General features: G+C 70.8%; 23 protein-coding genes and 1 tRNA gene. 15 read left to right on the top strand and 9 right to left on the bottom strand.

The genetic code is table 11. The annotated features are described in order from the left end of the window. Positions 1 to 915: 915 nt before the first annotated feature. Positions 916 to 1917 carry a hypothetical protein gene (locus AB0B58_RS10670; RefSeq protein ID WP_360220897.1) on the top strand — a complete coding sequence of 334 codons (1002 nt, stop codon included), beginning with the start codon at positions 916 to 918 and terminating at the stop codon, positions 1915 to 1917. Between the two features lie 147 nt (positions 1918 to 2064). Further along, positions 2065 to 2736 carry a tyrosine-type recombinase/integrase gene (locus AB0B58_RS10665; RefSeq protein WP_360220894.1) on the top strand — a complete coding sequence of 224 codons (672 nt, stop codon included), beginning with the start codon at positions 2065 to 2067 and terminating at the stop codon, positions 2734 to 2736. Between the two features lie 63 nt (positions 2737 to 2799). Here the strand turns inward: AB0B58_RS10665 and AB0B58_RS10660 are convergent. Both AB0B58_RS10660 and AB0B58_RS10655 read right to left on the bottom strand, forming a co-directional pair. Beyond that, positions 2800 to 2876: transfer RNA gene (locus tag AB0B58_RS10660), tRNA-Pro, on the bottom strand. A 72-nt stretch (positions 2877 to 2948) separates the two neighbouring features. After that, positions 2949 to 3842 carry a metallophosphoesterase gene (locus tag AB0B58_RS10655; protein WP_360220891.1) on the bottom strand — a complete coding sequence of 298 codons (894 nt, stop codon included), beginning with the start codon at positions 3840 to 3842 and terminating at the stop codon, positions 2949 to 2951. A gap of 25 nt (positions 3843 to 3867) precedes the next feature. On the opposite strand from AB0B58_RS10655, the gene AB0B58_RS10650 reads away from it, so the two are divergent. Then, positions 3868 to 4320: a GatB/YqeY domain-containing protein gene (locus AB0B58_RS10650; protein WP_360220888.1), complete on the top strand. Its 453-nt coding sequence runs from the start codon at positions 3868 to 3870 to the stop codon at positions 4318 to 4320. Positions 4321 to 4389: 69 nt separating this feature from the next. Here AB0B58_RS10650 and AB0B58_RS10645 read toward each other — a convergent pair whose 3' ends face one another. Next, positions 4390 to 6792 carry a penicillin-binding protein gene (locus AB0B58_RS10645; RefSeq protein WP_360220885.1) on the bottom strand — a complete coding sequence of 801 codons (2403 nt, stop codon included), beginning with the start codon at positions 6790 to 6792 and terminating at the stop codon, positions 4390 to 4392. A 313-nt stretch (positions 6793 to 7105) separates the two neighbouring features. Here AB0B58_RS10645 and AB0B58_RS10640 point away from each other — a divergent pair, with 313 nt between their 5' ends. Further along, a complete protein-coding gene (locus AB0B58_RS10640) occupies positions 7106 to 7408 on the top strand; it encodes a WhiB family transcriptional regulator (RefSeq protein WP_360220882.1) in 303 nt (100 codons plus the stop codon). Between the two features lie 6 nt (positions 7409 to 7414). On the opposite strand, the gene AB0B58_RS10635 is transcribed toward AB0B58_RS10640, so the two are convergent. From AB0B58_RS10635 to AB0B58_RS10625, 3 genes are read right to left on the bottom strand one after another with little or no spacing between them, the layout of a single operon-like run. Next, positions 7415 to 8554: an ArsA family ATPase gene (locus AB0B58_RS10635; RefSeq protein ID WP_360220879.1), complete on the bottom strand. Its 1140-nt coding sequence runs from the start codon at positions 8552 to 8554 to the stop codon at positions 7415 to 7417. 60 nt (positions 8555 to 8614) lie between these two features. Then, entirely contained in the window at positions 8615 to 9565 is a 951-nt protein-coding gene (locus tag AB0B58_RS10630) for an ArsA-related P-loop ATPase (protein ID WP_360220876.1), read from the bottom strand. A 24-nt stretch (positions 9566 to 9589) separates the two neighbouring features. After that, on the bottom strand, positions 9590 to 10483 hold the full coding sequence (locus AB0B58_RS10625) for a hypothetical protein (protein ID WP_360220873.1): 894 nt from the start codon (positions 10481 to 10483) through the stop codon (positions 9590 to 9592). Between the two features lie 153 nt (positions 10484 to 10636). On the opposite strand from AB0B58_RS10625, the gene AB0B58_RS10620 reads away from it, so the two are divergent. The 5 genes from AB0B58_RS10620 to AB0B58_RS10600 all read left to right on the top strand — a co-directional run bounded on the left by AB0B58_RS10620 (position 10637) and on the right by AB0B58_RS10600 (position 17373). Next, positions 10637 to 10792, top strand: coding sequence for a DUF4177 domain-containing protein (locus AB0B58_RS10620; RefSeq protein ID WP_360220870.1), 156 nt, complete (start codon positions 10637 to 10639; stop codon positions 10790 to 10792). After that, the gene (locus tag AB0B58_RS10615) at positions 10789 to 11274 is read left to right on the top strand and encodes a RidA family protein (protein ID WP_360220867.1); all 486 of its coding nucleotides are present in this window, start codon (positions 10789 to 10791) and stop codon (positions 11272 to 11274) included. The genes AB0B58_RS10620 and AB0B58_RS10615 overlap by 4 nt, the downstream gene beginning before the upstream one ends. A gap of 105 nt (positions 11275 to 11379) precedes the next feature. Beyond that, positions 11380 to 12183: an MBL fold metallo-hydrolase gene (locus AB0B58_RS10610; protein ID WP_360220864.1), complete on the top strand. Its 804-nt coding sequence runs from the start codon at positions 11380 to 11382 to the stop codon at positions 12181 to 12183. Further along, positions 12180 to 15824: an adenylate/guanylate cyclase domain-containing protein gene (locus tag AB0B58_RS10605; RefSeq protein ID WP_360220861.1), complete on the top strand. Its 3645-nt coding sequence runs from the start codon at positions 12180 to 12182 to the stop codon at positions 15822 to 15824. The genes AB0B58_RS10610 and AB0B58_RS10605 overlap by 4 nt, the downstream gene beginning before the upstream one ends. A gap of 31 nt (positions 15825 to 15855) precedes the next feature. After that, positions 15856 to 17373 (top strand): serine/threonine-protein kinase, encoded by a 1518-nt coding sequence (locus AB0B58_RS10600; RefSeq protein WP_360220858.1) that lies wholly within the window; start codon positions 15856 to 15858, stop codon positions 17371 to 17373. A 6-nt stretch (positions 17374 to 17379) separates the two neighbouring features. Here the strand turns inward: AB0B58_RS10600 and AB0B58_RS10595 are convergent, their stop codons facing one another. The 3 genes from AB0B58_RS10595 to AB0B58_RS10585 all read right to left on the bottom strand — a co-directional run bounded on the left by AB0B58_RS10595 (position 17380) and on the right by AB0B58_RS10585 (position 21849). Then, positions 17380 to 19386 carry a biotin carboxylase N-terminal domain-containing protein gene (locus AB0B58_RS10595; RefSeq protein ID WP_360220855.1) on the bottom strand — a complete coding sequence of 669 codons (2007 nt, stop codon included), beginning with the start codon at positions 19384 to 19386 and terminating at the stop codon, positions 17380 to 17382. Positions 19387 to 19418: 32 nt separating this feature from the next. Next, on the bottom strand, positions 19419 to 20870 hold the full coding sequence (locus tag AB0B58_RS10590) for a carboxyl transferase domain-containing protein (RefSeq protein WP_360220852.1): 1452 nt from the start codon (positions 20868 to 20870) through the stop codon (positions 19419 to 19421). Positions 20871 to 21171: 301 nt separating this feature from the next. Then, positions 21172 to 21849, bottom strand: coding sequence for a Crp/Fnr family transcriptional regulator (locus AB0B58_RS10585; protein WP_023562908.1), 678 nt, complete (start codon positions 21847 to 21849; stop codon positions 21172 to 21174). A gap of 203 nt (positions 21850 to 22052) precedes the next feature. Here AB0B58_RS10585 and AB0B58_RS10580 point away from each other — a divergent pair, with 203 nt between their 5' ends. The 6 genes from AB0B58_RS10580 (at position 22053) to AB0B58_RS10555 (ending at position 26749) form a co-directional block, all read left to right on the top strand. After that, the gene (locus tag AB0B58_RS10580; protein ID WP_360220849.1) at positions 22053 to 23237 is read left to right on the top strand and encodes a CapA family protein; all 1185 of its coding nucleotides are present in this window, start codon (positions 22053 to 22055) and stop codon (positions 23235 to 23237) included. Between the two features lie 87 nt (positions 23238 to 23324). Then, positions 23325 to 24122, top strand: a complete 798-nt coding sequence (gene nth / locus AB0B58_RS10575; RefSeq protein ID WP_360220954.1) for an endonuclease III — start codon at positions 23325 to 23327, stop codon at positions 24120 to 24122. Then, complete coding sequence (locus tag AB0B58_RS10570; RefSeq protein WP_360220846.1) at positions 24119 to 24727, top strand: TlpA disulfide reductase family protein; 609 nt, start codon at positions 24119 to 24121, stop codon at positions 24725 to 24727. The genes nth and AB0B58_RS10570 overlap by 4 nt, the downstream gene beginning before the upstream one ends. Continuing rightward, positions 24724 to 25407 carry a CoA pyrophosphatase gene (locus tag AB0B58_RS10565; protein WP_360220844.1) on the top strand — a complete coding sequence of 228 codons (684 nt, stop codon included), beginning with the start codon at positions 24724 to 24726 and terminating at the stop codon, positions 25405 to 25407. Before AB0B58_RS10570 ends, AB0B58_RS10565 begins: the two co-directional genes overlap by 4 nt. Positions 25408 to 25429: 22 nt before the next feature. Next, on the top strand, positions 25430 to 26608 hold the full coding sequence (locus AB0B58_RS10560) for a MarP family serine protease (RefSeq protein ID WP_360220841.1): 1179 nt from the start codon (positions 25430 to 25432) through the stop codon (positions 26606 to 26608). Between the two features lie 12 nt (positions 26609 to 26620). Continuing rightward, positions 26621 to 26749, top strand: coding sequence for a hypothetical protein (locus AB0B58_RS10555; protein WP_360220951.1), 129 nt, complete (start codon positions 26621 to 26623; stop codon positions 26747 to 26749). The last annotated feature ends 33 nt before the right edge of the window (positions 26750 to 26782 follow it).

Here is a 26782-nt window from a genome sequence, read left to right as displayed (position 1 = left end):
TTGAACGCCTTCTCTATCACCTTCGGCGACCGGTTCCCGGCCGCCGAAACCTACTAACCGAAGACGCCGGAAACACCGTTAGCGAGACAGTCCCCTACTGGAGGCTCGCCGGACGGAGGTCGGGGAGTGAGGCTTCAAGATCCACTCCCAGGAGTGGGTCGGGAAACAGTTCAGGGCTGGTCTCTCTACGCGAGAGACCAGCCCTGAACTGGTGTTTCTAAGGGTCGGGGTGGCCGGATTTGAACCGACGGCCTCTTCGTCCCGAACGCGGGTGCGAGGGCTGTCGCCATGTCGTCCTGTGTTGCCCGGCAGCTGCGAGTGCAGGTCACGGGTTGTTCATCGTCGGCGTTTGTCGTTTGTTGTTGGATGGTGTGCTGACTTCCTGCTGACTGATGTTGGCGGCTGACCCGTGCCAGTTGCGTTCCCCCAGACGAGCCAGGTGAGCGCATGCAGCTCCAGCCTCGGCGCAGCGCGGGGTGTCGGCGTACGGGCTCAGGTGCACAACCGCATACACCAATGAATACAGAGCAGCTATCAACATCGACAATTCGATACGTGCGGTCGGCAGGCGGGACGACCGTCCCGTCTGAAGCTCACCAACTATGCGACGTGACGGTGGGCGGCCCAGGCGCCGTCCGAATCTGCCGATGTAGTGACTCGTTCGTGTTTTGCGTCTGTCTCTCGGATCGGTGATACGGGGCTGCGAAACCGACAGGCTACAGGAGCATGATCGACAGCGCCGTCACTTCGGCTATGCGGGATGTACGCGGCAGAGCCGAGCGGTTTTCATAACCTTGAAGGCGGCGTGCGATAGTCCGTTGTTCTTGGTCGCCCTAAACGCCTCTTGACCGTGACGGCGTCCTGGGTGGAGTCTGATTCTCTCAATGTCGAGCTGATGCCGAGGTGAGGGCTGCAATGTCGTGGCAGCAGCCGAATCCTAGATCAACCCCGTCGGTTGACCAGGAGAGCTGGGCGGATATCGCTATCGGCAAGATCCTGTTTCCGGCGACGCAGGTCCTGATATACGCTGCATCCGTCGTTCTCTTGGGTTTCTACACGGTAGATGCGTTTTTAGATAATGCGGCGCGAGGAGTGCGCACCTTTGCGGCTATCTTGTTGCCACTCGTAGCGATGACATACATAGTGCGTTTCCAAGACGAAGTATTGAGAAGCTTGGGCCGCGCCCCGAGGATGCTCGCCTTTGTAGTTTCTCTACTGGTTGGAATGGGGAGCGTTTGCGTCATGCGGCTTTCGGGTAGCATCCCGATCGCCGCATTGATCGTAAGCATGACATTCTCCATGCTGCTGGCGACTCGGGTGCAACTGGAAGAGTATAAAAGTAGTACGTACTTCTTCGGCGTGACTCTCGGGGCGCTTGCAGCTATCGTGTTGTTCGGCGTTCCATCATTGCCTGCGAGCGCCAACCGCCAAAAGGCTACCGGTCCGCCACTGGATTGGCCTAACTCGTTAGCGGCAGGGGCTGACATGTCAGCGGCGGAAATTGGTCTCAGAGACTATCTGTCATCTGAGACCTACGCCCAATGCTTCCCGAGCCGAGACGCAAAGGATCGCTATGTCGATGCGGCTGTACTGTGCAAGACTACCCGTTCAAGCCCCAAGGCATTCCTCTTAGTCCATTTCATCGACGATGACGCCCGCGTGGCCGCAACAAAAAAGCAGCAGGATAAGGTTGCCAGCATCGGAGGCCTCTGCGGAAAAGGCGAAGAAAGCAAGGGAACTTGGAATATTGGCGGTATCAATCGAGGTGGCCTCGTCTGCTATAAATCAGAAAATGGGAGCTTCCGAATTTTCGCTGAAGATAGCATCAAGGATTACGGTCTCTACCTGGAAGGATCGGACCCAATGACTTTGTATAGATGGTGGACAACTGATTGCAGGTACTACAAATACTCCTAACTTGACTCTCCTGCTGGTGCCGAACGACGCTTTGACCCCGGCAACTATCGGAGCCCCTTGGCGCCCTGGGTGGTGCGGTGTTCGGGCTCGTCGTATCGAGACGAAGTACCGATGCTGTAGCAGTTAGCGGAAATGAGGACCGCTGGGTTGATCACGGAGGAGGAGTTCGCCGTAGCTAAGGCACGTCTCCAGAAGGCCGCCGTCCGGGTAAGCCGCGTCGGCATCGAGGTAGCGGGCACGGTCACCTTCAAGCCCTACCCGAAGTCGCGTGCCGGGCGCCGCGCGGTGCCGCTGCCGCCATTCGCTGTGAAGCTGCTAAAGGCGCACGCCGACCTGGTAACACCCGGCCCGTCGGGTGAGATCTTCACGAACGAGGCAGGCGGCTCGATGCGCCGCACGGTGTTCCGGGCATGGATCTGGCGGCCGGCGTTGGTGCGGGCCGGTCTCCTCGGCCAGGTCACCCAGGTCGGCCCGCGGGAGTGGCGCGCCACCTGGCGGGACCGCGACGGCAACGAGGTGTCCGAGGTGGTGCCCAACCGACGCGTGGCCCGGGGCCGCGTTTCCCGGCTCGCGCAGCATGGCCTGCGGTTCCACGACCTGCGGCACTCGTTCGCCACCTGGCTGGTCACCGACGGCGTACCGCTCAACGAGGTCGCACGGGTGATGGGCCATGAGCAGATCTCGACCACACTCGACCGCTACACGCACGTCCTCACGCGCAGCGCCGATCGGGTGCGGGAGTCACTTGCTGACTTTTCGCTGACTCCGGCCACCGAGGAAGGGCCAGACGACGACGAGGAATCGACCACCATCAACTAACTAGATCTCGCCGAGCATGGCAAAGGGCCAGGTCAGACTATGTCTGCCCTGGCCCTTTGTGCGTGGTCGGGGTGGCCGGATTTGAACCGACGGCCTCTTCGTCCCGAACGAAGCGCGCTACCAAGCTGCGCCACACCCCGAGCGTGCTCAGCAATACTAGCGGACGCCCCGGCGGTCGCGAAATCGGTATCCCTCGCCCGGAAAACCGCAGGTCAGCGCGGTGTCAGCGTAAGGATTGTGGCCTCCGGGCGGCAGGCGAATCGGACCGGGGCCGTCGGGTGGGTGCCGAGTCCCGCCGACACGTGCAGCCAGGCTTCCGAGCCGGGCCAGCGGTGCAGGCCTTTGGCCATCGAGTGCGGTAGGTCGCAGTTCGTGGTGAGGGCGCCGTAGCCCGGGACGCAGACCTGGCCGCCGTGGGTGTGGCCGGCCATCAGGAGGGTGAAGCCGTCCGCGGCCATCGCGTCCAGGACGCGGGAGGCCGGGGTGTGTGTCACGCCGATGTGCAGGTCGGCGCCGGCGGTGATCGGGCCGGCCACCGAGGGGTAGTCGTCCTGGTCGATGTGGGGGTCGTCGACGCCGGCGAGCTCGATCGAGCGGCCGCCCGCCTTGATGGTCTTTCGCGCGTTGTTCAGGTCGGCCCAGCCGGCGTCGACGAATGCCGCGCGGAGTTCCTCGGCGGGCAGGTCGGCGCCCTGCTGGTATTCGCGTTCCGGGAGCAGGTACTGCAGGGGGTTCTTCCAGATCGGGCCGCGGTAGTCGTTCGAGCCGAAGACGAAGGCGCCGGGGAGGCCGAGGAGCGGGTCCAGTGCGCGCAGGACTCCGGGGATGGCGTCCGGGGAGGCCATGTTGTCGCCGGTGACGACCACCAGGTCCGGGTCGGTGCCGCCGAGGGCGGCCACCCAGTCCTGCTTTCTGCGCTGGTCGGGCATCATGTGCAGGTCCGAAACGTGCAGGATGCGCATCGGTTCGGCGTCGGGTTCCAGCACCGGCACGTCGAAGCGGCGCAGGGTGAACATGTTGCGTTCGACCAGGGAGGCGTAGGCGAGGGTGGCGCCACCGACGGCGGTGACGCCGGCGGCCAGGGCGATAAAGGAGCGCTTGCGCATGACGGTCAGAGTAGTTTGATCGTCCATGGGAACGCTGAAAGACCGCCTGAAGGATGACCTGCACACCGCCATGAAGGGTCGCGACGAGCTGACCACGTCGACGCTGCGGATGGCTCTGACCGCCGTGAGTAATGCGGAGACGGCCGGTGACGCGGCGCGGGTCCTCAGCGACGACGAGGTGCTCGCCGTGCTGGCCAAGGAGGCGAAGAAGCGGCGCGAGGCCGCGAACGCCTTCGCGGGCGCCGGGCGCACCGATCAGGCCGCCAAGGAGAACGCCGAGGGGGAGATCCTCGACCGGTACCTGCCTGCGCAGCTCACCGACGGGGAGATCGACGGACTCGTTGCGGACGCGCTGCGGGCGGGTGGCTTCACCGGCAAGGCGCAGATGGGGCCCGCCATGAAGGCGGCGCAGGCGGCGGTCGCCGGCCGGGCCGAGGGCGGCCGGGTCGCCGCGGCCGTGCGCAGGCAGCTGGGCTGAGGCCGGCCGCCGGGTGGCGGCGCCGAAACGGAAGCGGGCGGGTCACCCGGAGGTGACCCGCCCGCCTTGTCATCGTCGGCGTGGTGGTTTCGGCTTATCCGGATCGTCCGGGTCCTCCGCGTCCTTGCCGTCGCCCTTGCTGATCTCGATGCTGACGTAGCCGCCCTTGATGGTCCGGCCGCTCGGGTTGGTGCCCGCGACCGTGCCCTTCGGGCACTTCGACTCGACCTCGTTGCCGGAGACCGAGGCGGTGAAGCCGGCGCCCTCGATCCGTGCCATCGCTCCCGCGACGGTCGCGCAGGTCACGTCCGGGATGGAGCGCTGGTCGCCTTCGGAGATCTTTCTGCTGCCGGGCTTCTTGAACTCGACCTTCGGCTTGCCCTTGAGGAAGTCGTCCATCGTGTCCCAGACCGCGGGGTTCACGATGCTGTGCGACAGGCGGTCCTTGTGGTCCTGGTAGTCCGGGTTGACCAGGTAGCCGGCGATCGTCAGGGAGCTGCTGCCGATGATCAGGGCGGCGGTCTTGTCGTTGTCGGTGGTGCCGGACTTGCCGTAGATCGGGTGCCGGATCGTGTAGTAGGCCTGCGCCGCGGTGCGGCTGCCGCCGCAGCTGCCGAGCTGCGCGCTGTCGCCGACCGGGCAGCGGGCGGCGTCGAGCGCCGCGCGGGCCACGTCCGGTGAGGTGGCCCGGATGCAGTGCGGCTTGCCGACGTCGATCTTGTCGCCGTCCTTCGACGTGATCTGCTGCACCGGGGTAGGCGAGCAGTACATGCCGTCGCCGGCGAGGGTCGCGTACGCGTTCGCCATCTCCAGCGGGGTCGACGACGACACGCCGAGGGTGAAGGCGCCCCACTGGTGTGCCGAGGCCTTGTTGGACGCGAAGTCGGCGTCGCTCTTCGCCCGGAACTGCACGCCGAAGCGCTGGGCGACGTCGACCACCTTCTCGGCGCCGACCCGTTCCTGCAGCGGTACGAAGAAGGTGTTGATCGACCGGCTGAAGCCCGTCCACATGTTTGTGACGCCGCCGGCCTTGCCGCCCGAGTTGCTCGGGCAGTAGTAGATGCCGTTGCAGGTGGACCGTCCCGGTGCGATGCGGTACTTCGAGACGTACTTGGCGGGGGCGTTGATGGAATAGGCGAGCGGATAGCCGTTCTCGAGCGCCGCGACCATGGTGAACATCTTGAACACCGAGCCGGCCTGGTAGCCGGTGATGTCGCCGCCGCCGGAGAGCAGCGGGTTGGTCGTGTTCGGGTAGGTACCGCGGATCTTCTTCTTCGCCTTGCGCGGGTCCGAGGAGATCTTGTTTTGCGGGTTGGCGGGGTCGTCCAGCTTGAACTTGCGGTTCGCCGCCAGGGCGCGGACCCGGCCGGTGCCCGGCTGGATGCCGGCGAGCAGCAGGGCGTTCTTGTTCTTCTCCGAGATGTGCTCGGAGATGTTCTTGCGGGCCGCCTGCTGCGCCTTGATGTCCATCGACGTCTGGATGCGGTAGCCGCCGCTCTTCAGGCGCCGCTCACGGTCGTACGTGGTCGCGCCGAAGGCCTGCTGGCTGAGCCACCAGCGGTAGAAGTAGTCGCAGAAGAAGCCCCAGTTGTTCTTGGCCACCGAGACGCAGCCGTTGCCGGGACGCTTGACCGTGCGGCTGATCTTCGTGGCCGTCGCCTCGCGGGCCTGGTCGGCGTTGATGAGGCCGATCTCCAGCATGTCGTTGATGACGTAGTTGCGGCGGTCGAGCGCCTGCGGGTAGCCGCTGGCGGTCGTGGGGTTGAACGCGGTCGGCGCCTTCACCATGCTGGCCAGCAGGGCGGACTCGGCGACGGTCAGATCCTTGGGCTTCTTGCTGAAGTACACCTGGCTGGCGGCGTACACGCCGTACGCGCCGTTGCCGAAGGGCGCGGCGTTCAGGTAGCCCTCGAGGATCTTCTCCTTGCTCAGCTCCTTCTCGATCTGCATCGCGTACTTCATCTCGGTGATCTTGCGCTTCGGCGTGTCCTTGGTGGCGTTGACGACCTCCTGGGGGCTGGTCGCCGAGTAGGCCAGGGTCATCCGGACCAGCTGCATCGTCAGCGTCGAGGCGCCCTGCTGGGACTTGCCGCTCTTGTTGCTGACGATCGCGCGGGCGACACCCTTCAGGTCGACGCCGTTGTGCTGGTAGAACTCGTGGTCCTCGGCCGCGATGATCGCGCTCTGCATGTTCTTCGAGATGTCCTTCAGCGGGACATCGCTGCGGAACTCGTCGTAGAAGACCGAGATCTGCGTCTTGTTGTCCGACGCGAAGATTCGCGTGATCTGCGGAGCGGTCGCCTGCCGGAGCTCGCTGGGCAGGCTGGCGAACGTCTCGCCGCCGGCCTTGGCCGCGAGGCCGGACATGGCGACCGCGGGGAAGGCGGCTGCGGCGACGACAACGCCCGCGAGCAGGCCACAGATCAGCAGCGAAGTCGCGTTGGCAAAGATGTTGTGATCGCGTCTGCGCATCCAGGAGGTCACCTGAGCAGGGTACGCGAATAACGCACGTGATCACGTGTCGAGATGGTCACGTTTGCCCAGAATGATTCTGCACCCTCCGGGGCCTCTGTGTGGCGTTTCTGGCGAACTTCCCCGAACTTTCTCACTGTCCGGTAGGGCCGGGATGCCGGGAAATACCGAGGTATACGTTTTTGAGGGACAACGTTGCGTAATTGCCTGACTACAGAGCATGATGATCCGGCGAGCTATCGCACGACGTCTGCGCGACTTGGGGGACATGGGCCGTCAGATGTCAGGGGGAAGCAAGGGGGGACGTGGACAGATGGGAATGATCAGCGACTGGCCCAGCATGGCGGCGTGTCAGAGTGGCGACCCTGACGCACTCTTCGTGCAGGGCGCCGAGCAGAACGTGGCGAAGAGGATCTGCCGCAGCTGCCCGGTCCGCTACGAGTGCCTTGCCGACGCTCTGGACAACCGGATCGAGTTCGGCGTCTGGGGAGGCATGACCGAGCGGGAGCGCCGCGCACTGCTGCGCCGGCACCCGCACGTGGCGAGCTGGCGGAAGATGTTCGAAGCCGCGCTCCGCGAGAAGGGCGCCGACAAGGTACTCGTCTCCACCAGCTGATCCATTTCAGGCGAGCGCAGCACCGATTGTCCGCAGCCCGTCGACGTCGTGCACATCGGCGGGCTGCGCCATCACGGCCACCGTCGGCACCTGGGGGAAGGCGTCGGTGAACTGGGCTGCCACCCCCAGCTCCCGCTCGACCAGGCGCAGCAGGGCCGCGTGGATCCGCAGCGCGTCCGCCGTCGTCCGCTGATCGCCGGCCGCGTCCAGCGCGACCGCCGCCGCCTCGGCCGCCTCCAGCGGGAGGGTCTTCAGCGTGGTGCCGTGTGTGCGGTTGAGCACCAGGCCCGCGAGCGGCATGCGCTCCGCGACCAGCCGCTCCGCGAAGTGGGCGGCCTCGCCGACCGCGTCCCGCTCCGGGGCCGCGACCAGCAGGAACGCGGTCTGCGGGTCCTGCAGGATCCGGTACGTCTCGTCGGCGCGCTGCCGGAAGCCACCGAACATCGAGTCCAGGGCCGCCACGAAGCCGGACAGGTCGGTCAGCAGCTGGGCGCCCAGGATCTTCTGCACGGCCCGGGAGAAGATCCCGAACGAGGCCGTGACCAGGCTGAACATGCTGCGTCCGCCGCGGGCCGGCGCCATCAGCATGCGCAGCATCCGGCCGTCGAGGAAGCGTGACAGCCGGGCCGGTGCGTCGAGGAAGTCCAGCGCCGAGCGGGAGGGCGGGGTGTCGACGACGATCAGATCCCAGTCGTCGCCCGCGCGCAGCTGCCCCAGCTTCTCCATCGCCATGTACTCCTGGGTGCCGGAGAACGTCGAGCTCATGGCCTGGTAGAAGGGGTTCGCGAAGATCTCCGCGGCGCGCTGGGGCGAGGTGTGCGCCTGCACGACGTCGTCGAACGTGCGCTTCATGTCGAGCATCATGGCGTGCAGCTCGCCGCCGGTCGCCTCGGTGTCGATGCCCTTGACCTGCCGCGGCGTGTTGTCGAGCTCGGTCAGGCCCATCGACTGGGCCAGCCGGCGGGCGGGGTCGATGGTCAGCACCACCGTGCGGCGGCCGTGCTGCTCGGCGGCCCGCAGGCCGAGCGCCGCGGCGGTGGTCGTCTTGCCTACGCCACCTGCGCCGCAGCAGACCACGATCCGGGTGGCCGGGTCGGCCAGCAGAGCGTCGACGTCCAGGCGAGGGGCGGTCCGGTCGGCAGGCACGTTTCGAGCGTACTGACTCGTAGCTCCCGCGCGATGCGGAGCGCCGCGGCGTGTGGCGGGTCAGACAGCCATCAGCAGGGCGGCGAGCTCATGCAGGCCGTCCTGGTCGACGCCGCCGGCGAGCAGCGGCAGCTCGACCATCGGGCGGCCCAGCTCGGCGAGCTCCGCGCGCAGCGATTCCTCCAGCTCCCGGCGGGTCAGGTGCGCCTTCGCCTCGGCGTGCAGGCCGTTGACCGTCGCCGCGTCGGTCGGCAGGCCGGCCGCGGCCAGCCCGCGCTTGAGCTCGGTCTTGGTGACCCGGCCGGAGGCGAGCAGGGGCGGCCGGGCGCCGTTCACGATGATCCGGCCGACCGGGATGTGCAGCGCGGACAGCTCGGCGATCGCGTCGACGCTCTCCTGTACCGGCATCTCCTCGAGCAGCGTCACCACGTGCACGGAGGTGATCGGCGAGCGCAGCAGCGACGCGACCCCGTCGCTCTGCGTTTTGATCGGACCCACCTTCGCCAGCCGGGCGGTCTCCGCCGTGACGTTGAGGAAGCGGCCGATCCGGCCGGTCGGCGGCGCGTCCAGCACCACCGCGTCGTACGCCCGCCTGCCGTCGGACGAGCGGGTGGTCGCCTCCTTCACCTTGCCGGTGAGCAGGACGTCCCGCAGGCCGGGTGCGATCGTGGTGGCGAAGTCGATCGCGCCGATCCGGCGCAGGGCCCGGCCCGCCGCGCCCAGCTTGTAGAACATGTCGAGGTACTCGAGCAGGGCCTCCTCGGGGTCCACCGCCAGCGCGCGGACCTCGCCGTCACCCCTGATCGGGGTGGCGATGCGGCGTTCCGTGTATGGCAGCGGGTCGGTGCCGAACAGCTGCGCGATGCCCTGCCGGCCCTCGACCTCCACGAGCAGCGTGCGGTGCCCGCCCGCGGCCAGCCCGAGCGCCAGCGCCGCGGCCACAGTGGTCTTGCCGGTACCGCCCTTGCCGGTGACGACGTGCAGCCGCGCCGGCCAATCGTTGCTAGCCACGTGATCGAGGGTACGGCCTCTGTCTCAACCGCTTACGTCGCAGACGAGCCAGTCGGTCTTGCGCACCAGCGTGAAGGTGAGCTGCTGCTGTGCCGCCTTCTCGTCCTCGGTGGTCATCGTGAGCGGCACCACGACCGTGGCCCGGTCGTCGGTCTGCCTCGTGACCGCCGGTTCGGTCCAGCTGAAGGAGGGCGCGTCGTACTCGTTCGCGTAGCCCTTGATCTGGTCGACCCGGTCGTTGAGCAGATCCTGGTCGAGGGCCTCGCGGCAGACGACGTCCCCGGCCGCCGCGGCGTCCTGCTGGACGTAGACCGCGGTCATGAAGGTGTTGACCGCCGTGACCGGGTCGGGTTCGCCCTTGCCGCTGTCGCCGTCGCGCAGCAGCAGGACGGCCGAGACCGCCCCGCCGCCGAAGATCAGCACGGTGAGTATCAGGGCGAGCGAGACCCGGAGACCGGTGCGCCGCTGCCGCGCCGCCGGTGTGAGCACCGGCATCGTGGTCTCGGTCGAGTGCGGATCGAACGGCACCTGCCACGGCTGCGGCAGCATGCTCAGCGAGATCGCCTCGGTCGGCTCGTCATCCTGCACGCCCGGCTGCACCTCGGCGGGCGGCGAGTGCTCCCAGGCCAGGTGGTCCGGCGGCGTGACACGCCACTCGCCCGGCTTCTCGTGCCGGGCGTGGAACGGCCCGGTCGGCGGCGGCTGATGCCACACGACGTCACCCTCGAGGACCTCGTGCTGCCGTGCCGGGGGCTCCGGGGCCGGATGGTGACCGGGCTCGCCGGCATAGGCGCCGACGGGCGGCCACTCGAGCACCTCCGCAGGCGGGGGCCCGTCGATGAAGTCGTCGAACTCCGGCGCCTCCGCCGCGGCGATCGAGGACGTACGCGTGGACTCGCCCTGCGGCGGTTGCGTCATCGTGCCCCCTCGGCCGGCGGAATCGGGGCGGCGCCCCGTGCTCAGCGTAACGAAATCCGGACAGTCGCGAGGCGGCTCCGGTGGCCTGGATAGGCTGTCGCCGAAGTCGACGGGCACGAGCCCCGAGCCGAGCGACAGGGAGCTGGACGAGCAATGCAGAAGTGGGAGTACGTGACCGTGCCGCTGCTGATCCACGCGACCAAGCAGATCCTCGACAACTGGGGCGAGGACGGCTGGGAGCTGGTGCAGGTCGTGCCGGGTCCTAACACGGACCAGCTGGTGGCGTACATGAAGCGGGCGAAGTCGTGACGACGCCGGTGAGCGGGGAGGGTGGCGCGGACGCGTACGCGCGCCTGGCGGAGCTCGGCCTCACCCTGCCGTCGGTCGTGCCGCCGCTGGCCTCGTACGTGCCGGCCGTGCAGTCCGGCAACTACGTATACGTCTCCGGCCAGCTGCCGATGGTCGACGGCAAGCTGCCGCACGTCGGCAAGGTCGGCGCGGACGTTACCGTCGAGCAGGGCGCCGAGCTGGCCCGTTACTGCGCGCTGAACGCCCTCGCCGCGATCGACTCCCTGGTCGGCCTGGGCCGGGTCGTCAAGATCGTCAAGGTGACCGGCTTCGTGGCGTCGGCGGACGGCTTCACCGGCCAGCCCGCCGTGGTCAACGGTGCCTCGGAGCTCTTCGGTGAGGTCCTGGGCGAACTGGGCCGGCACGCGCGCAGCGCCGTCGGTGTCGTCGCGCTGCCGCTGGGCGCGCCGGTCGAGGTCGAGGTCATCGCGGAGATCGCCTGACCCGTGTCGGTACGTAGGGATATGCCGCGCCGTGGTGACCGCCGGTGACCGGATCGCACATCCGGTCCCCGGCCGGTCGGCGGGGAGCGACGTAAGATTCCCAGCATGGGGGCCGCCGAGGTCGAGCAGTTACCGGGCTGGGTGACGCTGTTGCGCGCGCCCAATCCGGGTCCGATGACCCTGGACGGGACCAACACGTGGGTGTTGCGGGCGCCGGGCGAGGAATTCGCGGTCGTGGTCGACCCCGGCCCGCTCGACGAGGGGCATCTGGTCCGGATCGCCGAGCACGGACCGTTCCGGTTCATTCTCGTCACTCACGGTCACCATGACCACGTCGACGGTGCCGCCCGGCTCTCCGAGATCCTGGGCGGGGTGCCGGTGCTGGCGGTCGACCCGCAGCACGGTGTCGCCGCCGAGCCGCTGGATCGCGACGGCTCGCTCGCCGTCGGCGGCCTGGAGATCCGCGTGCTGGACACGCCGGGTCACACCGCCGACTCCGTGTGCTTCCTGGTGGACTGCGCGGGCGAGCGCGTCGTCCTCACCGGCGACACCATTCTGGGCCGGGGCACGACCGTGGTGGCGTGGCCGGACGGCGACCTGGGCGCGTACCTGACGAGCCTCGGTGCGCTCACGGCGTACGAGAAGGTCCCGATGCTGCCCGGGCACGGCCCGGCGCGGGCCGACTGCGCGGCCGTCGCACGGTCCTATCTCGACCACCGCGGTGAGCGGCTCGCACAGGTGAGTGCCGCGGTCGCGGCCGGAGCCGACTCGGCGGAGGCGATCGTCGACGCCGTGTACCCGGACATCGCACCCGGTGTCCGTTTCGCGGCCGAGTGGTCGGTGCGGGCGCAACTCGAGTACCTGAGGCGGGAATCACAGCGACCCCCGGAACAGTTGGACCCGCTGTGACCTGTCCCGTGTGTGGAACCGTCGCCGTGCCGGGTGCCCGTTTCTGCCACAACTGCGGCGCGGCCCTGCCCGCGGCCGCCACGCTGCCCGCGGCCGAGCGGCGCATCGTCACCGTGCTCTTCGGTGACCTCTCCGACTTCACGTCCTGGTCGGAGGATCTGGATCCCGAGCGGGTCGGCGCGGTGACCGACCGGGTGCTCGCCGCGCTCGCCGGCGCGGTCAAGACCTTCGGCGGCCACGTCGACAAGCTCACCGGCGACGGCATCATGGCCGTCTTCGGTGCCCCCGTCGCGCACGAGGACGACGCCGAGCGCGCGGTGCGGGCCGCACTGAGCATGCAGCGGGCCGTGCGGCGGGTGCTGGACGACGAGCGCGGCGGCGGCGCCCCGTTGGGCCTGCGCGTCGGGCTCAACACCGGGGAGGTCGTCGCCGGCATCCAGGCCTCGATCGAGTACACGGTCATCGGCGACACGGTGAACACGGCCGCCCGCCTGGCCGACGCGGCCGCCGTCGGCGCGGTCTACGCGGGATCGCGCACCTCCGCGGGCACCCGGCACGTCGCCTCCTGGCGGCAGCTGCGGGCGCTGCGGCTCAAGGGCAAGCGCGAGCCGGTGCCGGCCTACGAGCTGCTCGGCCTGCACGACGCGCCCGGCACCCGGTCCGGCCTCGGCGACGAGGCGCCGTTCGTCGGCCGCGAGACCGAGCTGGGCCGGGTGTCCGGCCGGCTCGCCGAGGTCGTCGACTCCGGCACGCCCCGGGTGATGGTGATGACCGCCGAGGCCGGCATCGGCAAGACCCGGTTCGCCGGCGAGGTCAAGCGCTTCGCGGCCGGCTACGACGTCGGCGCGGGCCGGTTCGCCGGGCACACCGGCGCCCGGGTGCTGCGGGCCCGCTGCCGCGCGTTCGGCGAACGACGCCGCTTCGCGCCGCTGGCCGACCTGGTGCGCAAGTCCGTCGGCCTGCCGCGGGACGTGGCGTCGACGATCACCCGACCGGTCGTCGAGGAGCGGCTGCGCAAACTCGTCGCCCGGCTCGGCCGCGACGGCGGTGCGCCCGAGATCGAAATCGACCGGCTGCTCGCGCTGCTCGGCTACGGCGAGACGCCGGTGAACCCGGTCGGCCCGGCCGCGGTGGCGGAGTACCAGCCGACCGGCGGCGCGCGGCCGGAGACGGAGACCATCCCGATCGCGGTCGCGGGGCTGCTCACCGCCCTCGCCCGGGAGGCGCCGCTGGTCGTCATCGTCGACGACCTGCACGACGCGACCGCCGAGACGATCGACGCGCTGGGTGCGGTGCTCTCCCGCCTGGACGGGCCGGTGGTCCTGCTGCTGCTCGGCCGCCCGGAACTGGTGCGCACCGCCGGCGCGCTGACCCGCCTCGCCGACGCCGAGATCCACACGCTGCCGCCGCTGCGCGGCGCGGACGCGTCCCGGCTGCTCACCTCCTACCTCAACGGCGGCAAGCTGCCGCAGGCCGACGCGGACCGGCTGCTCGCCACCGCGCAGGGCAACGCGTTCTACCTGGCCGAGCTCGTGACGCTGCTGATGGAGCGCGGCGCGCTGATGCCGGCCGTCGGCGCCAACGCGGCCGGCAGGTGGCACCTCGCGGCCGGCTCGATGGGCAGCCAGCTGCTCTCCCGCGACCTCGCCGCCGTCCTGGCGGCCCGCATCGACGCGCTGCCGACCGAGCCCCGCTCGGTACTGCGCGACGCGGCCGTCGTCGGTGACACCGTGCCCACCGGCGTCATCGAGGCGCTGCGCGAGCGGCGTGCGCCCAGCGACGCCCGGCCGGGAGCGGTCGCGGCCGTCGAGCTCGAACGCGCGGTCGACGAGCTGCTGCAGCGCCGCATGCTGCATCGCGTCCGCGGCGGATACGCCTTCAGCACCCCGCTGATGCGCGAGGCCGCGTACGCGGGGCTGGGCAAGGCCGACCTCGCCGACCGGCACGCGTACCTGGCCCGGTGGGCGGCGCCCGAGACCGTGACGGCACTCGGCTACGACGGCGCCGGACGGCTCAGCCTCGGCGAGAACGAACGGGACGCGTTCGTCGCCACCCACGCCGAGTGCGCGGTCGAGCTGGCCGACGCCGTCCGGCTGCGCCCCGACGCCGCCGCCCGCGACGTGATCCCGCTGGGCGTCGCCGCCCTCGGCCGGATGGCCCGCCGGGCGCTGGCCAACATCGAACCGGCCGCCTCCATCCAGTACGCGGAGCGCGCCGCCACCATCGCCAAGGACAGCCTGCCCCTCTCCGACCAGCTCGTGCACGCCCGCGCCCTGCTGCGCCTGGGCCGCGCGTCGGAGGCGCTCACGTACGGCGAGAAGATCGCCGGGAGCGCGGACGAGGAGCCGGTGTGCCGGGCCGAGGCTTTGCTGGTCGTCGGCCGCGCACAGGAGGCGCTCGGGGACACCTCGCGGGCGATCTCGGCCTGGCAGCAGGCGCTGGACGTGGCCACCGAGGCTGAGCTGGCGCCGGAGCGCGCCAACGCCATGCGCCGGCTCGGCATGGCCGACTTCCTGGCCGGCAAGCTGAGCCAGGCGAGTAGCCGGTTCGCGGCGGCCTACCAGGTGACGCTCGCGGCGGGCGACCGGCACGGGCAGGCCTGGGCGCTGCAGAACCTGGCCTGGGTGACCACGACCCGGGGTGACTTCGCCGGCACGGACGCGGTTCTCGGCCGGGCGGCCCGGCTCTTCGCCGAGCTGGGCGACCCGGTGGGGCGGTCCTGGCTGCGCGGCACGACCGCCTTCGCGCGGCTGCTGGCCGGCCGGCTGCACGAGTCGCGGCGGCTGGCCCGGATCTTCCTGCCCTTCGGCGACCGCGTCGGTGAGGGCTGGGCGGTGGGCACCCTGCGGGCCGTCGAGGCGTACGCGGCCGCCGAACTGGGCGACCTGGGCGAGGCGGACAGCGAGGCGCGCCGGGCCTACCGGGACTTCGCGGCGGTCTCCGACGACTGGGGGCGCGGGCTCGCGCTGGTCGTGCGCGGCGCGATCGCCCGGGGCCTGAGCGAGCCCGAGCACGCCGAGGACCTGCTCACCGACGCGCTCGAGTTCGCCGCCCGCACCGGCCACCCGCTGCTGCTCGGCATGGCCGGCACGCTGCGCGGCTTCGTGGCGCTGCACCGCGGCGACGTCGAGGCGGCCGAGGCCGACGCCCGCCGGGTGATGATCGCGGTGGAGCCGCACAATCCGCTCGCCCCGGCGCAGGTCGGGCCGCGGGTGCTGCTTGCCGAGGCGCGCCTGCGTGCGGGGGACGCCGCCACCGCCGTCGGGCTGCTCGCACCCATCGCGAGTGACACCGGCGGCTCGCTGCTCTTCTCGCGGCGGCAGGCGCTCGTGTCGTACGCGTCCGCGCTGCTCGCCGACGGCCGGGTCGACGACGCGGCGACGTGGATCCGACGCGCCCGGGAGGTTCCGGCCGAGGATGTGCGCAGCGGCGTGGTCGCGGCGATGGTCCTCGCCCGGGTGAATGCGGCGGCCGGCGCGATGGCCGACGCCCGGGTCGCCGCCGAGGAGGCTGTGCTGCTCGCATACTCGACCGAGCAGGTCAGTGAGCGGGTCTCCGCCGAGGAACTTCGGGACGCATTGGCACATTCCACGGTGGAACCGCCGGAATCTGTCGCGTACGCGTCTGACGTGCCCGGATGAACCTGACCACCGGTCGCGTATTTTCTAACCCGTGACCGACACCCCGCCTGGCCGTCTGCCCGCGCCGTACGTGCCAGGCATGTCCGGCTTGTCGGTAATGGCCCGCGGTGGGTACGCGACCGTCTACCGTGCGACCCAGGATTCGGTGGGCCGCGACGTCGCCATCAAGGTGGAGAACCGGACCCTCGACAACGCCCGGGACCAGGCGCGGTTCCTGCGCGAGGCGAAGGCCGCCGGGCGGATGTCGTCGCACCCGCACGTCGTCGACCTCTTCGACGTCGGCGTGACCGTCGACCAGCACCCGTACCTGATCATGGAGCTCTGCGACGGGTCGTACCTCGACCGGATGCGGATCTCCCCGCTCGGCGCCGCCGAGGCCCGCGACCTCGGCGTCAAGATCGCCGACGCGCTGGTGCACTCGCACGCGAACGGGGTGCTGCACCGCGACGTGAAGCCGGCGAACATCCTGTACTCGCACTTCAACCCGGCCGTGCTCGCCGACTTCGGGCTGGCCGTGCTCGGCGAGATGCGCGACTCGTCGGTCACCCTCGAGGTACTCACCCCCGCGTACGCGCCGCCGGAGATGTTCTCGCACGCCGACCCGTCCGGCGCGGTCGACGTCTACGCGCTCTGCGCCACCCTCTACGCGGTCATGCGCGGCCGGCCGCCGCGCTGGGAGTCCGACCGCAGCCCCAGCCTGATCACGCTGATGGACCTCTTCAACCACCCGATCCCGGAGCTGCCGGGCGTGCCGCGCGCCCTCACCGAGATCCTCCGGTACGGGATGGCGAACGATCCCCGGGCGCGCCCGACGGCCGAGCAGCTCCGCGAGCTGCTCGGCGGGCTGCACCTCGGTCCGCCCGGCCAGCAGCAGCCGCCACCGACGATCTACCGCGCGTCGACGTTCCAGCCGCCGGCGCCCCGGCCCATGCCGCTGGATCCGCGCCCGCGGCCGCCGGTCTCGCCCACCCGCGACGTGCACGGCGGGGACGAGACGCCGACCGTGCACACCGACGGGCGCAAGCGCGGCAAGCGGAAGTGGCTGTTCGGCGGCTTCGGGGTGTGCCTGCTGCTTGCGGCCTCGGTCGGCGGTGCCCTGCTGGCCTCGTCGCAGGGGCCGAAGATGCGCTCGCTCGCCGGCCGGCTCGCGGGGCCGGCCGCCTCGACGTTGCCGGTGGCGCTGTCCCGGCTGCCGGGCTGCACCTCCGGCAAGGCGTACTGTCCCGACGAGGTCGAGTGCTACACGCGGCGTGCCGACAGCGGCGCGGCCGCGCGCCGGATCTCGTGCTCGCTGCCGCACAGCTGGGAGGCCTTCGCGGTCGGCGAGCTGCCGACCGGCGTGCCGCCGGAGGACCGGAGGGCGGTCACCGCCGACCCGACCGTGCGCGAGGTGTGCAGCCGGGCGACGTTCCGCCGGACCACGACCCGCACCGACAGCACGGAGTGGGCGCTGTCGGTGCTGCCGCCGACCACCGCGGACCGGGTGTTCCGGTGCCTGGCCGGCCAGGGCGTGAACCGGCTGCGCGGGCCGGTGCTGGCCCGCGGCTGACATCGCTCACTCGGGGTCGAGGACGGCCAGCAGCTCGCCCGTGTCGACCTCCGCGCCCGGGCGCACCGGCAGCGAGGCCACCACCCCGGCCGACGGGGCGTGCACCGGGTGCTCCAGCTTCATAGCCTCCAGCGTGAGCAGCAGCTCGCCGGCCCGTACCCGCTGACCCGGCACCACCAGCACCCGGCGTACGGCACCGGGGAGCGGTGCGATCAGCGAGCCCTCGGTCGCCTCCGGGGACGGCAGCGGGAAACGGGACAGCTCGCGCAGCGTCACCGAGCCCTCGGGGCTGTCCACGTAGGAGATGTCGCCGACCCGGTGCACCTTGAGGCTGAGCCGGATCCCGTTGACGTCGAGGTCGACCCGGCCGCCGTCGGCGTGCACGACCATCGTCGGCGGATGGTCGTCGAGCGTCGGAGCCTGGCCGAGGCCGGCGAGGTCCAGCTCCTCCGGGTCCACCGAGCGCACCCACCAGCCGGCGAGATCGCCGTGCCGGTTCATCCGGTAGCCGACCTCGACCGGGCCCGCAGGGCCGTCGTAGACGGCGGTCTGCGAGCCGGACGGGACGTTGCGCCAGCCCGAGGGCAGCGACGCGAGGACGGGTGCGACCGCCCGCCGGGCGGCGGCGCCGGCGAGCGCCGCGGCCAGGCACGAGATGCGTACCGCGTCGACGGACGACAGCAGCGGCGCGAACACCTCGGGGTGCCGGTCCAGGAAGCCGGTGTCCACGTCGCCGGCCCGGAACGCCTGGTGCCGCAGCACCCGGACGAGCAGGTCCCGGTTGGCGACGACGCCGTGCAGCTGGGTCCGGGTCAGCGCCGACGCGAGCATCCGCGCCGCCTCCTGGCGGGTCGGCGCCCAGGCGACGAGCTTGGCCAGCATCGAGTCGCCCTGCAGGCCGACCACCGAGCCGTCCAACACGCCGGCGTCCAGGCGCAGCCCCGGTTGCGGCAGCGGTCGGAACGAACCCGCCACATCGGGTACGCCGAAGCGGTGCAGGGTGCCGGACGCGGGCAGCCACGCGTACGCGGGATCCTCGGCGCAGATCCGCACCTCGATGGCGTGCCCGCGGATCGGCGGCGGACCGGGCATCGGCAGGTGACCGCCCTCGGAGACGAGCAGTTGCAGGCGCACGAGGTCGTAGCCGGACACGCACTCGGTGACGGCGTGCTCCACCTGCAGGCTCGGCGTCAGCTCGAGGAACCAGAAGTCGCCGTCGGAGTCGAGCAGGAACTCGACCGCGCCGACGCCCACGTACCCGATGGCCCGGACCGCGACGATCGCGGCCCGGCACAGCTCCTCGCGCAGCGCGGGGTCGACCGCCGGCGACGGCGTCTCCTCGATGATCTTCTGGTAGCGGCGCTGCACCGAGCACTCGCGCTCGCCGAATGGCACCACGGCGCCGTGCGTGTCCGCGATGATCGGCACCTCGATGTGCCGGACGTTCTCCACGTACGGCTCGCAGAAGATCTCGTCGCCGATCTCCTGCCGGGTCGAGGCGACCGCCTCGGCGAGGGTGTGCGGGTCGCGCACGACACGCATGCCATGCCCGCCGCGGCCGCTGTCCGGCTTGATGAGCACCGGGAAGTCGGTGATGGTCTCCGGGTCGGTCGCCGTCGGCAGCACCGGGACCCCGGCCTCCGCGACCACGGCCTTGGTCTCGATCTTGCTGTGCAGCATGCCGAGCGTCTTCGCCGGCGGGCCGACCCAGATCATCCCGGCGTCCGCGACCGCCGCGGCGAACTCGGGATCCTCGGCGAGCGCCCCGGCGCCGGGGTGGATGGCGTTCGCGCCGGCCCGCCGCGCGGCGGCGATGATCAGGTCGCCGCGCAGATACGTCGAAGCCGCCGTGCCGCCGGAGAGGTGGACGGCGTAGTCCGCCTCCGTGACATGCGGGGCGTCGGAATCGGCATCGGAGTAGACGGCGACCGTCTCGATGCCGACCAGGCGGCAGGTGGCGAACACCCGGCGGGCGATCTCGCCGCGGTTGGCCACCAGAAGACGTCGGATCACTGGTCTACCTTTCAGGACTTCAGGGGACTACTTCAGGGTCGGAAGACGCCGACATGCTCGGCGCCCTCGACAGCCGCGCTGTGCACCGCGGACAGGCAGAGACCGAGCACCGTGCGGGTGTCGCGGGGATCGATGACGCCGTCGTCCGGCAGCTTGCCGCCCGGGCCCGAGCCCTCCACGGGTCGCTCCACCGGCCAGCTGAACAGGAACCGCGGCTCGTAGGCTCGGCCGTAGATGCCGCCCGCCTCCTCGGCGGGAGTGCCCCCGATCATGAGGGTCAGGTGCGGCACGGTCGACTTCGCGACGGCGTGCACCAGCGGGGCTCCGTGCCGCACGTCCGCGGCCTCGTGCGCCTCGGCGGCCTGCGCTCCCGTGTACTGCACGAACAGCAGCGAGGTCGCGGTCGCGTTGGCGAGCTGGATGAAGTGCACGGCCTTCTGGGTCTCGGCCGGCGAGAAGGCGCCGCCCAGGTTGGCGAGCACGCCGATCGGGTAGCCGTGCAGCTCGCCCCAGCCGGTCACCAGCGCCGTGCCCTGCGTCGGCTTGAACTCGTCGAAGTCGCTGCCGTCCAGGATCCGGGCGAGCACCTCGCGCGGCTCGAACACCGTCGCCGGGTCGGCACCGGCCATGGTCAGCAGGTCCTCGGCGTCGTACTTCGGCGGGTTCGGCGGGCAGTGGCGCGGCGCGGGGCCGCGCTTGCGCCAGTTGAACCGGCGCACGCACTGCCGGGCCAGGCGCAACCCGTCCCGCTCGTCCTCGGCCAGCTGGTCGGCCGGGCCGGTGACCCCGGCCGGAACGGTCGGCGCGCTGCGTACCTCCGGCGCGGGCCGGCCGTTCGCCCCGGCGGCGCGGACCGGCTGCGGGTGGATGGTGAGCATCTTCGCGTGCCCGCGCACCATGATCGTGTAGTCGGAGAGCGCGGGCAGGTATGCCGCGTCCCCGGTCGTCGCGCCGAAGACCACGCAGACCGTCGGCACCCGGTCAGCGGTCAGCTGGCTGAGGTCGCGGGCGATCGCGCCGCCCGGCGGCGGACCCGCCGGCGCGGCCGCGCCCGTCGACTCCACGAGATTCACCAGCGGCAGGCGGTTCACCGACGCGATCCGGGCGGCCCGCCGGATCTTCTCCACCGTGTACGGGTTGACGGCGCCCCCGTCCACCGTCGGGTCGTTGGCGACGACGACACACTCGATGCCCTCGACCACGCCGATGCCGGTGACCACGCTCGCCCCGACCGGGAACTCCGAGCCCCACGCCGCGACCGGGGACAGCTCCAGAAACGGGCTGTCCTGGTCGAGCAGCATCTCGACCCGTTCCCGGGGCAGCAGCTTGCCGCGGGCGTGATGCCTGGTCACCCACTTCTCGCCGCCGCCCGCGCGGGCCGCCTCCAGGGCGGCCTCGAGTTCGACCAGCCGCTCCAGCATCGCGCTGCGGCTCTCCAGGTAGGCCGGGGTGCGCGGGTCGATCGCGGTGTCGAGCACGGTCACGGAGTCACCTCTGCCATGCCCGCACGGCCTTCGCTGCGCTCGGTGCGTTCGCTCACGGCGATGTCACCCCGCTGCGCTGCACGCCCGCCACCATGTTCAAAGCCCGCGCCCTCTCGCCCGTGTAGTGCCTCTCGACCACCTCCGTAACGAGCGGCCGACCGGGTGCGACACGGATCATGGTGTTGCGGCTTTGTCCCCTGAACAGGTGCGTGTACACGCGTTCAAGGGGCCGCCCATCAGGACGGCCCCTATCGTGCTTGGCCTCTATAGGTCGCGGAGCCGGGTCGGCCCGCGACGGCGGTCAGACCCGCGCTCGGCGGGCCAGGCGCTCCGGGTCGAGAATGATGACGCTCTTGCCGTCGAGCCGCAGCCAGGCGCGGGACGCGAAGTCCGCGAGCGCCTTGTTGACCGTCTCCCGCGAGGCGCCGACGAGCTGCGCCAACTCCTCCTGGGTCAGGTCGTGCGTGACCCGAAGGACGCCGCCGTCCCGGGTGCCGAACCGGCCCGCCATCTGGAGCAGGTTCTTCGCCACCCGGCCGGGCACGTCCGTGAAGATCAGGTCCGCGAGCGCATCGTTCGTCCGGCGCAGCCTGCGGGCGAGCACCCGCAGCAACTGCTCGGCGATCTCCGGCCGGTTGTTCAACCACGGGCGCAGCGACGACTTCTTCAGCCGTGCCAGGCGCGTGTCGGTTACCGCGGTGGCCGTGGCCGTCCGCGGACCGGGGTCGAACAGCGACAGCTCACCGAGCATGTCCGACGGACCCATGATCGAGACCAGGTTCTGCCGGCCGTCCGCCGCTCGGCGACCCAGCTTGATCTTGCCGGAGAGAACGATGTAAAGGCTGTCACCCGCCTCGCCCTCATTGAAGACGATGTCGCCCTTGCGGAACTCGATCGTCTCCATCTCCTTGGCGAGCGCCTCGGCAGCCTCCGGGTCAACGCCCTGGAAGATCCCGCTGCGAGCCAGTACCTCATCCATCGCTGTACCTCCGACTACGCGTTTCGCCGCGCACGATCAGTCTAGGCGCACGCGGGCCTCAAGCAGGCGGGCACCCCTCGATCCAGATCTTGCAGCGTAGCCGGTCGCGCCACCAGGGTCCGAAGAATCGTCGCTCCCGGTGAGCAATGACCGGCCGTTCGACGGTCGCCCCGGCCTGCCAGCCGACGGTATCGTTCCCGTCGATGAATGCCCACCCCCCGCGGCGCGGTCTGTTCGGCCGCCCGATTCTGACCGTGACCATCGCGGCTGCCGTCCTCGCAAGCGCGGCGATCGGCGGCGTAGCGCTTGCGGATCGTGGATCCGAGAAGGCCACCGCCGGCGTCTGGAAGGTCCCGCCGTCCCCCGTGCCCGAGTCGGCACCCGCCGCGGCTCCCGAAACGGAATCGGCCACCGTCGGGGAGTCGATCACGTTCTCGGCGACCGGGGACATCATCATGGGCAGCGCACCGAACAAGCTTCCGGCGAACGACGGCGAGGGCTTCTTCGACTCCGTCCGGGACGCCCTGAAGTCCGACCTGGTGATGGGGAACCTCGAGCAGCCGCTCACCGGTGACACCGGCGCCTCGAAGTGCGGCACCCCGCCGCGCCCCAACTGCTTCGCCTTCCGCTCGCCGCCCGCCTACGCCGGGCACCTGGTCGACGCCGGCTTCGAGCTGATGAACACGGCGAACAACCACTCCAAGGACTTCGGCGCCCAGGGCTACCGCAACACCGTCGAGGCGCTAGAGAAGGCCGGGCTCAAGCACACCGGCGCGCAGGACCAGATCACCGTCGCCGAGGTCAAGGGCGTGCGGGTCGCGGTCGTCGGGTTCTCTTCGTACGCGGGTGCGAACAACCTGAACGACCTGGCCGCCGCGCGCGCCGTGATCAAGAAGGCCACGACCGAGGCCGATGTCGTCGTGGTGCAGGTGCACATGGGCGCCGAGGGCTCGGACAAGGGCCACGTGAAACCGGGCAACGAGACCTTTTTCGGCGAGAACCGGGGCGACCCCATCAGGTTCTCCCACGCGGTCATCGACGCCGGGGCGGACGCGGTGATCGGGCACGGGCCGCACGTGCTGCGTGGCATGGAGTTCTACAAGGGCAGGCTGATCGCGTACAGCCTGGGCAACTTCGCGGGCGGCGGCAAGACGCTCAGCAGCGCCGGCGTCCTCAAGTACGGCGGCATCCTGCACGTCTCGGTGACCCGCGACGGCGAGTTCGCCGGCGGCAGGTTCCTGTCCACCCTCATGAACTCGGCCGGCAAACCCGTGCGGGACAGCGACAACGAGCGTGGCCTGGCCCGCGTCCGCGAGCTGGCGGCCGCCGACTTCGGTGACACCGCCGCGACCATCGGTGAGGACGGATCCATCGCGCCACCGGGGTGACGGGTACATGACCGAATGCTGTCGGTGGTGCGACGTACTCTTGCTCGCGTGAGCCGTCCTGTCATCGCCGCCCCCGCCGGTGCGGCCCTGCTCGCCCGGTCGGCAAAGCGGTTCGCGGGAGAGACCCCGATCGGGCGCAAACGCCGGGCCCGCAAGATGGCTAGGGAACTGGCCGAGACGCACCCCGACGCGCACTGCGAGCTCGACTTCGAGACTCCGCTGCAGCTCGCGGTCGCGACGATCCTGTCGGCGCAGTGCACGGACAAGAAGGTCAACGAGGTCACCCCGGCCGTCTTCGCCAAATATGTGTCCGCGGCCGACTACGCCGCCGCGGACCGCGGCCGGCTCGAGGAGCTCCTCCGGCCGACCGGCTTCTTCCGGGCCAAGACCGATTCGCTGATCAAGCTCGGTCAGGCGCTGGTCGAGCGCCACGACGGAGAGCTGCCCGGCAGGCTCGAGCAGCTGGTCGCGCTGCCCGGCATCGGCCGCAAGACGGCGAACGTCATCCTCGGCAACGCCTTCGACGTACCGGGCATCACGGTCGACACCCACTTCCGGCGCCTGGTCAACCGCTTCGGCTGGGTCAAGGAGGAAGACCCGGTCAAGATCGAGTTTCTGGTCGCCGACCTGATCGAGAAGCGCGACTGGACCATGCTGTCGCACCGGCTCATCTTCCACGGGCGCCGGGTCTGCCACGCGCGCAAGCCGGCCTGCGGCGCGTGCACGCTGGCCACGATGTGCCCGTCCTACGGCACCGGCCCGACCGAGGCGGCGCCGGCGGCGAAGCTGCTGAAGGGCCCGCGCGCCAGGGAGCTGGCCGTGCATGCGGGCGTCGACCCCGGGCTGGTTCCGGCCGCCGCCATCGCGACGCCGGAGGCCCCGTGAGCCGAGTCCGGGGTGGGCCGGCGCGGTGGCTTACGCCGCCCCTGGCGCTGCTGCTCGCCGCGTGCACGACCGCGGAGGCACCGCCACGGGCGGACGACGGCGCCGCGGCGTCGCCCTTCGCCGGCTGCGCGGCGCTCACCCAGCCGCCGTCCGGCGCCGCCTCGCCCCCGGCGCCGTCCTCCGGCGCGGACCTTCCCCCGGTCTCGCTGCCCTGCTTCACGGGCGGGGAGAGCTTCGCGCTCGCGGGGCTGCGCGGGCCCGCGGTGATCGGCCTGTGGGCCTCGTGGTGTGCGCCGTGCCGCGAGGAGCTGCCGCTGCTGCAGGAGCTCGCCGACCGGACGTCCGGTCGGCTGCACGTGGTCGGCGTCGACACCCGCGACGGCCGGGACGCCGGCGCCTCGTTCGCCGCGGACAAGGCGGTGTCGTTCCCGACGCTGTTCGACCCGGACCAGAAACTGCTCACCGGACTCGGCAAGGTCAATCTGCCCGTCACCGTCTTCGTCGGCGCCGACGGCGGTCGCTACGTCTACGCCGGCAAGGCCCTCGACAGGCCGACCCTCGGCGGCCTCGTGCGCGCGCACACCGGTGTGACGGTGACCGAGTGACCGTGCGCCCGGAAGGACTCCCCGGTTGGTGGGAGCCGCTGCTGACCCGGGCCGACTCCGCGCGTACCGAGGACTTCACCGCGCTGCGCCCGCCCGCGAGCGGTGGGCGGGCCAGCGCCGTGCTGGTGCTGCTCGGTGAGGAACGGCCCGGCGAGCCCGACCTGCTGGTCCTGCAGCGGGCCGCGACCATGCGCAACCATGCCGGCCAGCCCGCCTTCCCGGGCGGCGCGGCCGACCCGGCGGATCGGGACCCGGCGGCCACCGCGCTGCGGGAGGCCGACGAGGAGGTCGGCCTCGACCCGTCGAGCGCGACCGTCCTGATGCAACTGCCCGCGCTCTACATCCCGGTCAGCCGGTTCGTGGTGACCCCCGTGCTGGCCTGGTGGCATGCGCCGCACCCGGTGCACCCGCGCCAGCCCGCCGAGGTCGCGCACGTCGCCCGGCTGCCGATCGCCGAGCTGGTCGACCCGGAGAACCGGATCCGGGTACGCCACCCGAGCGGCTGGGTCGGTCCCGCCTTCCAGGTCCGCGGGATGCTCGTCTGGGGCTTCACCGCCGGCGTCATCTCCGCCCTGCTGGACATGGCCGGCTGGGCCCGGCCGTGGGAGCCCGCCCGGCTCGTCAGACTGCCCGATACCCCGGTCGCGGTGCCGGCCACCTCCGACGAGGTGGTTACGTGACTGTCACTTCTACTCTGAGCGAGTGCATGTGGTCGATGGATTCCTGATCCTGCTCATGCTGGTCTTCGCCATCAGCGGCTACCGGCAGGGCTTCGTCATCGGGGCGCTGTCCTTCGGCGGGTTCTTCAGCGGTGCGCTGATCGGCCTGCAGGTCGGCCCGCTGATCGCCAACCAGTTCAACGACGACACCGTGCGTCTGGTCGTCTCGCTGGTGGCGATCTTCGCACTGGCGGTGCTCGGACAGACCCTTGCGGGCTGGCTGGGCACGAAGCTGCGCCGTTCGATCTCGAGCCCGCCGCTGCAGCGGCTGGACGATGCCGGCGGTGCGGTGGTCTCGCTGGTGGCGGTGCTGCTCGTCGCGTGGCTGATCGCCGTTCCGCTCGGCTCGACGCCGTTCCCCGGCATAAACAAGCAGGTGCGCAGCAGCGCCGTGCTGAACGGCATCAACTCGCTGATGCCGGAGCAGGCGCAGGCGCTGTCGGCCGGTCTGCGCGAGTCGCTCAACACAAACGGCTTCCCGGACGTCTTCGGCGGCCTGGCCCGCACGAACGCCCGCGAGGTCGCGGCGCCGGATCCGAAGCTGGCGAAGTCGCAGGTGGTCGTCAACTCCCGGCGGTCGGTGATCAAGGTGCTGGGCACGGCGCCGAGCTGCTCGCGCCGCATCGAGGGCTCCGGCTTCGTGTACGCCGACGAGCGCATCATGACGAACGCCCACGTGGTGGCGGGCACCCGCAACGTGCAGGTGGAGACCACCGACGACCGGCTGGACGGCAAGGTGGTGGTCTACGACCCGGAGCGCGACCTGGCCGTCATCTACGTGCCGGGTCTGCGGGCGCCGGTGATGCCGTTCGTCAAGAAGCAGGCGGCGACCGGGGCGAACGCGATCGTGCTCGGCTACCCGCTGGACGGCCCGTACGACGCGCAGTCGGCCCGGGTCCGCGACGTCAGCAACATCACCGGCCCGGACATCTACGACTCGGGCGACGTGACCCGGGAGATCTACACGATCTTCGCCAAGGTCCGCAGCGGCAACTCGGGCGGCCCCCTGGTGGCCCCGAACGGCGACGTGCTCGGCGTGATCTTCGCGGCGGCGGCGGACGACCAGACGACGGGCTTCGCGCTGACGGCGTCGGAGGCGGCGGGCACGGCCAGCCTGGGCGTGGCACGTACCCGGGGCGTCAAGACCGGCGAATGCGCCTGACACCAGCGAGCCCTGGACCGGATCGTCGGGGACGACTCAGAGTGGCGCGAGTTGTGGGAGGAGGCCGAGGAGTCGTATCCGATGGCGCTCGCCTCGGTGCAATCCATCCGTGCCGCCCTGGAACAGGCGATCAGCCGGTGAGTTGCCCGCCGACCCGACGATCTGCTGCTGTGA

The organism is Actinoplanes sp. NPDC049118 (genome assembly GCF_040648555.1).
Lineage (GTDB): Bacteria > Actinomycetota > Actinomycetes > Mycobacteriales > Micromonosporaceae > Actinoplanes.
This window is presented reverse-complemented; position numbering and strand designations above follow the sequence as displayed.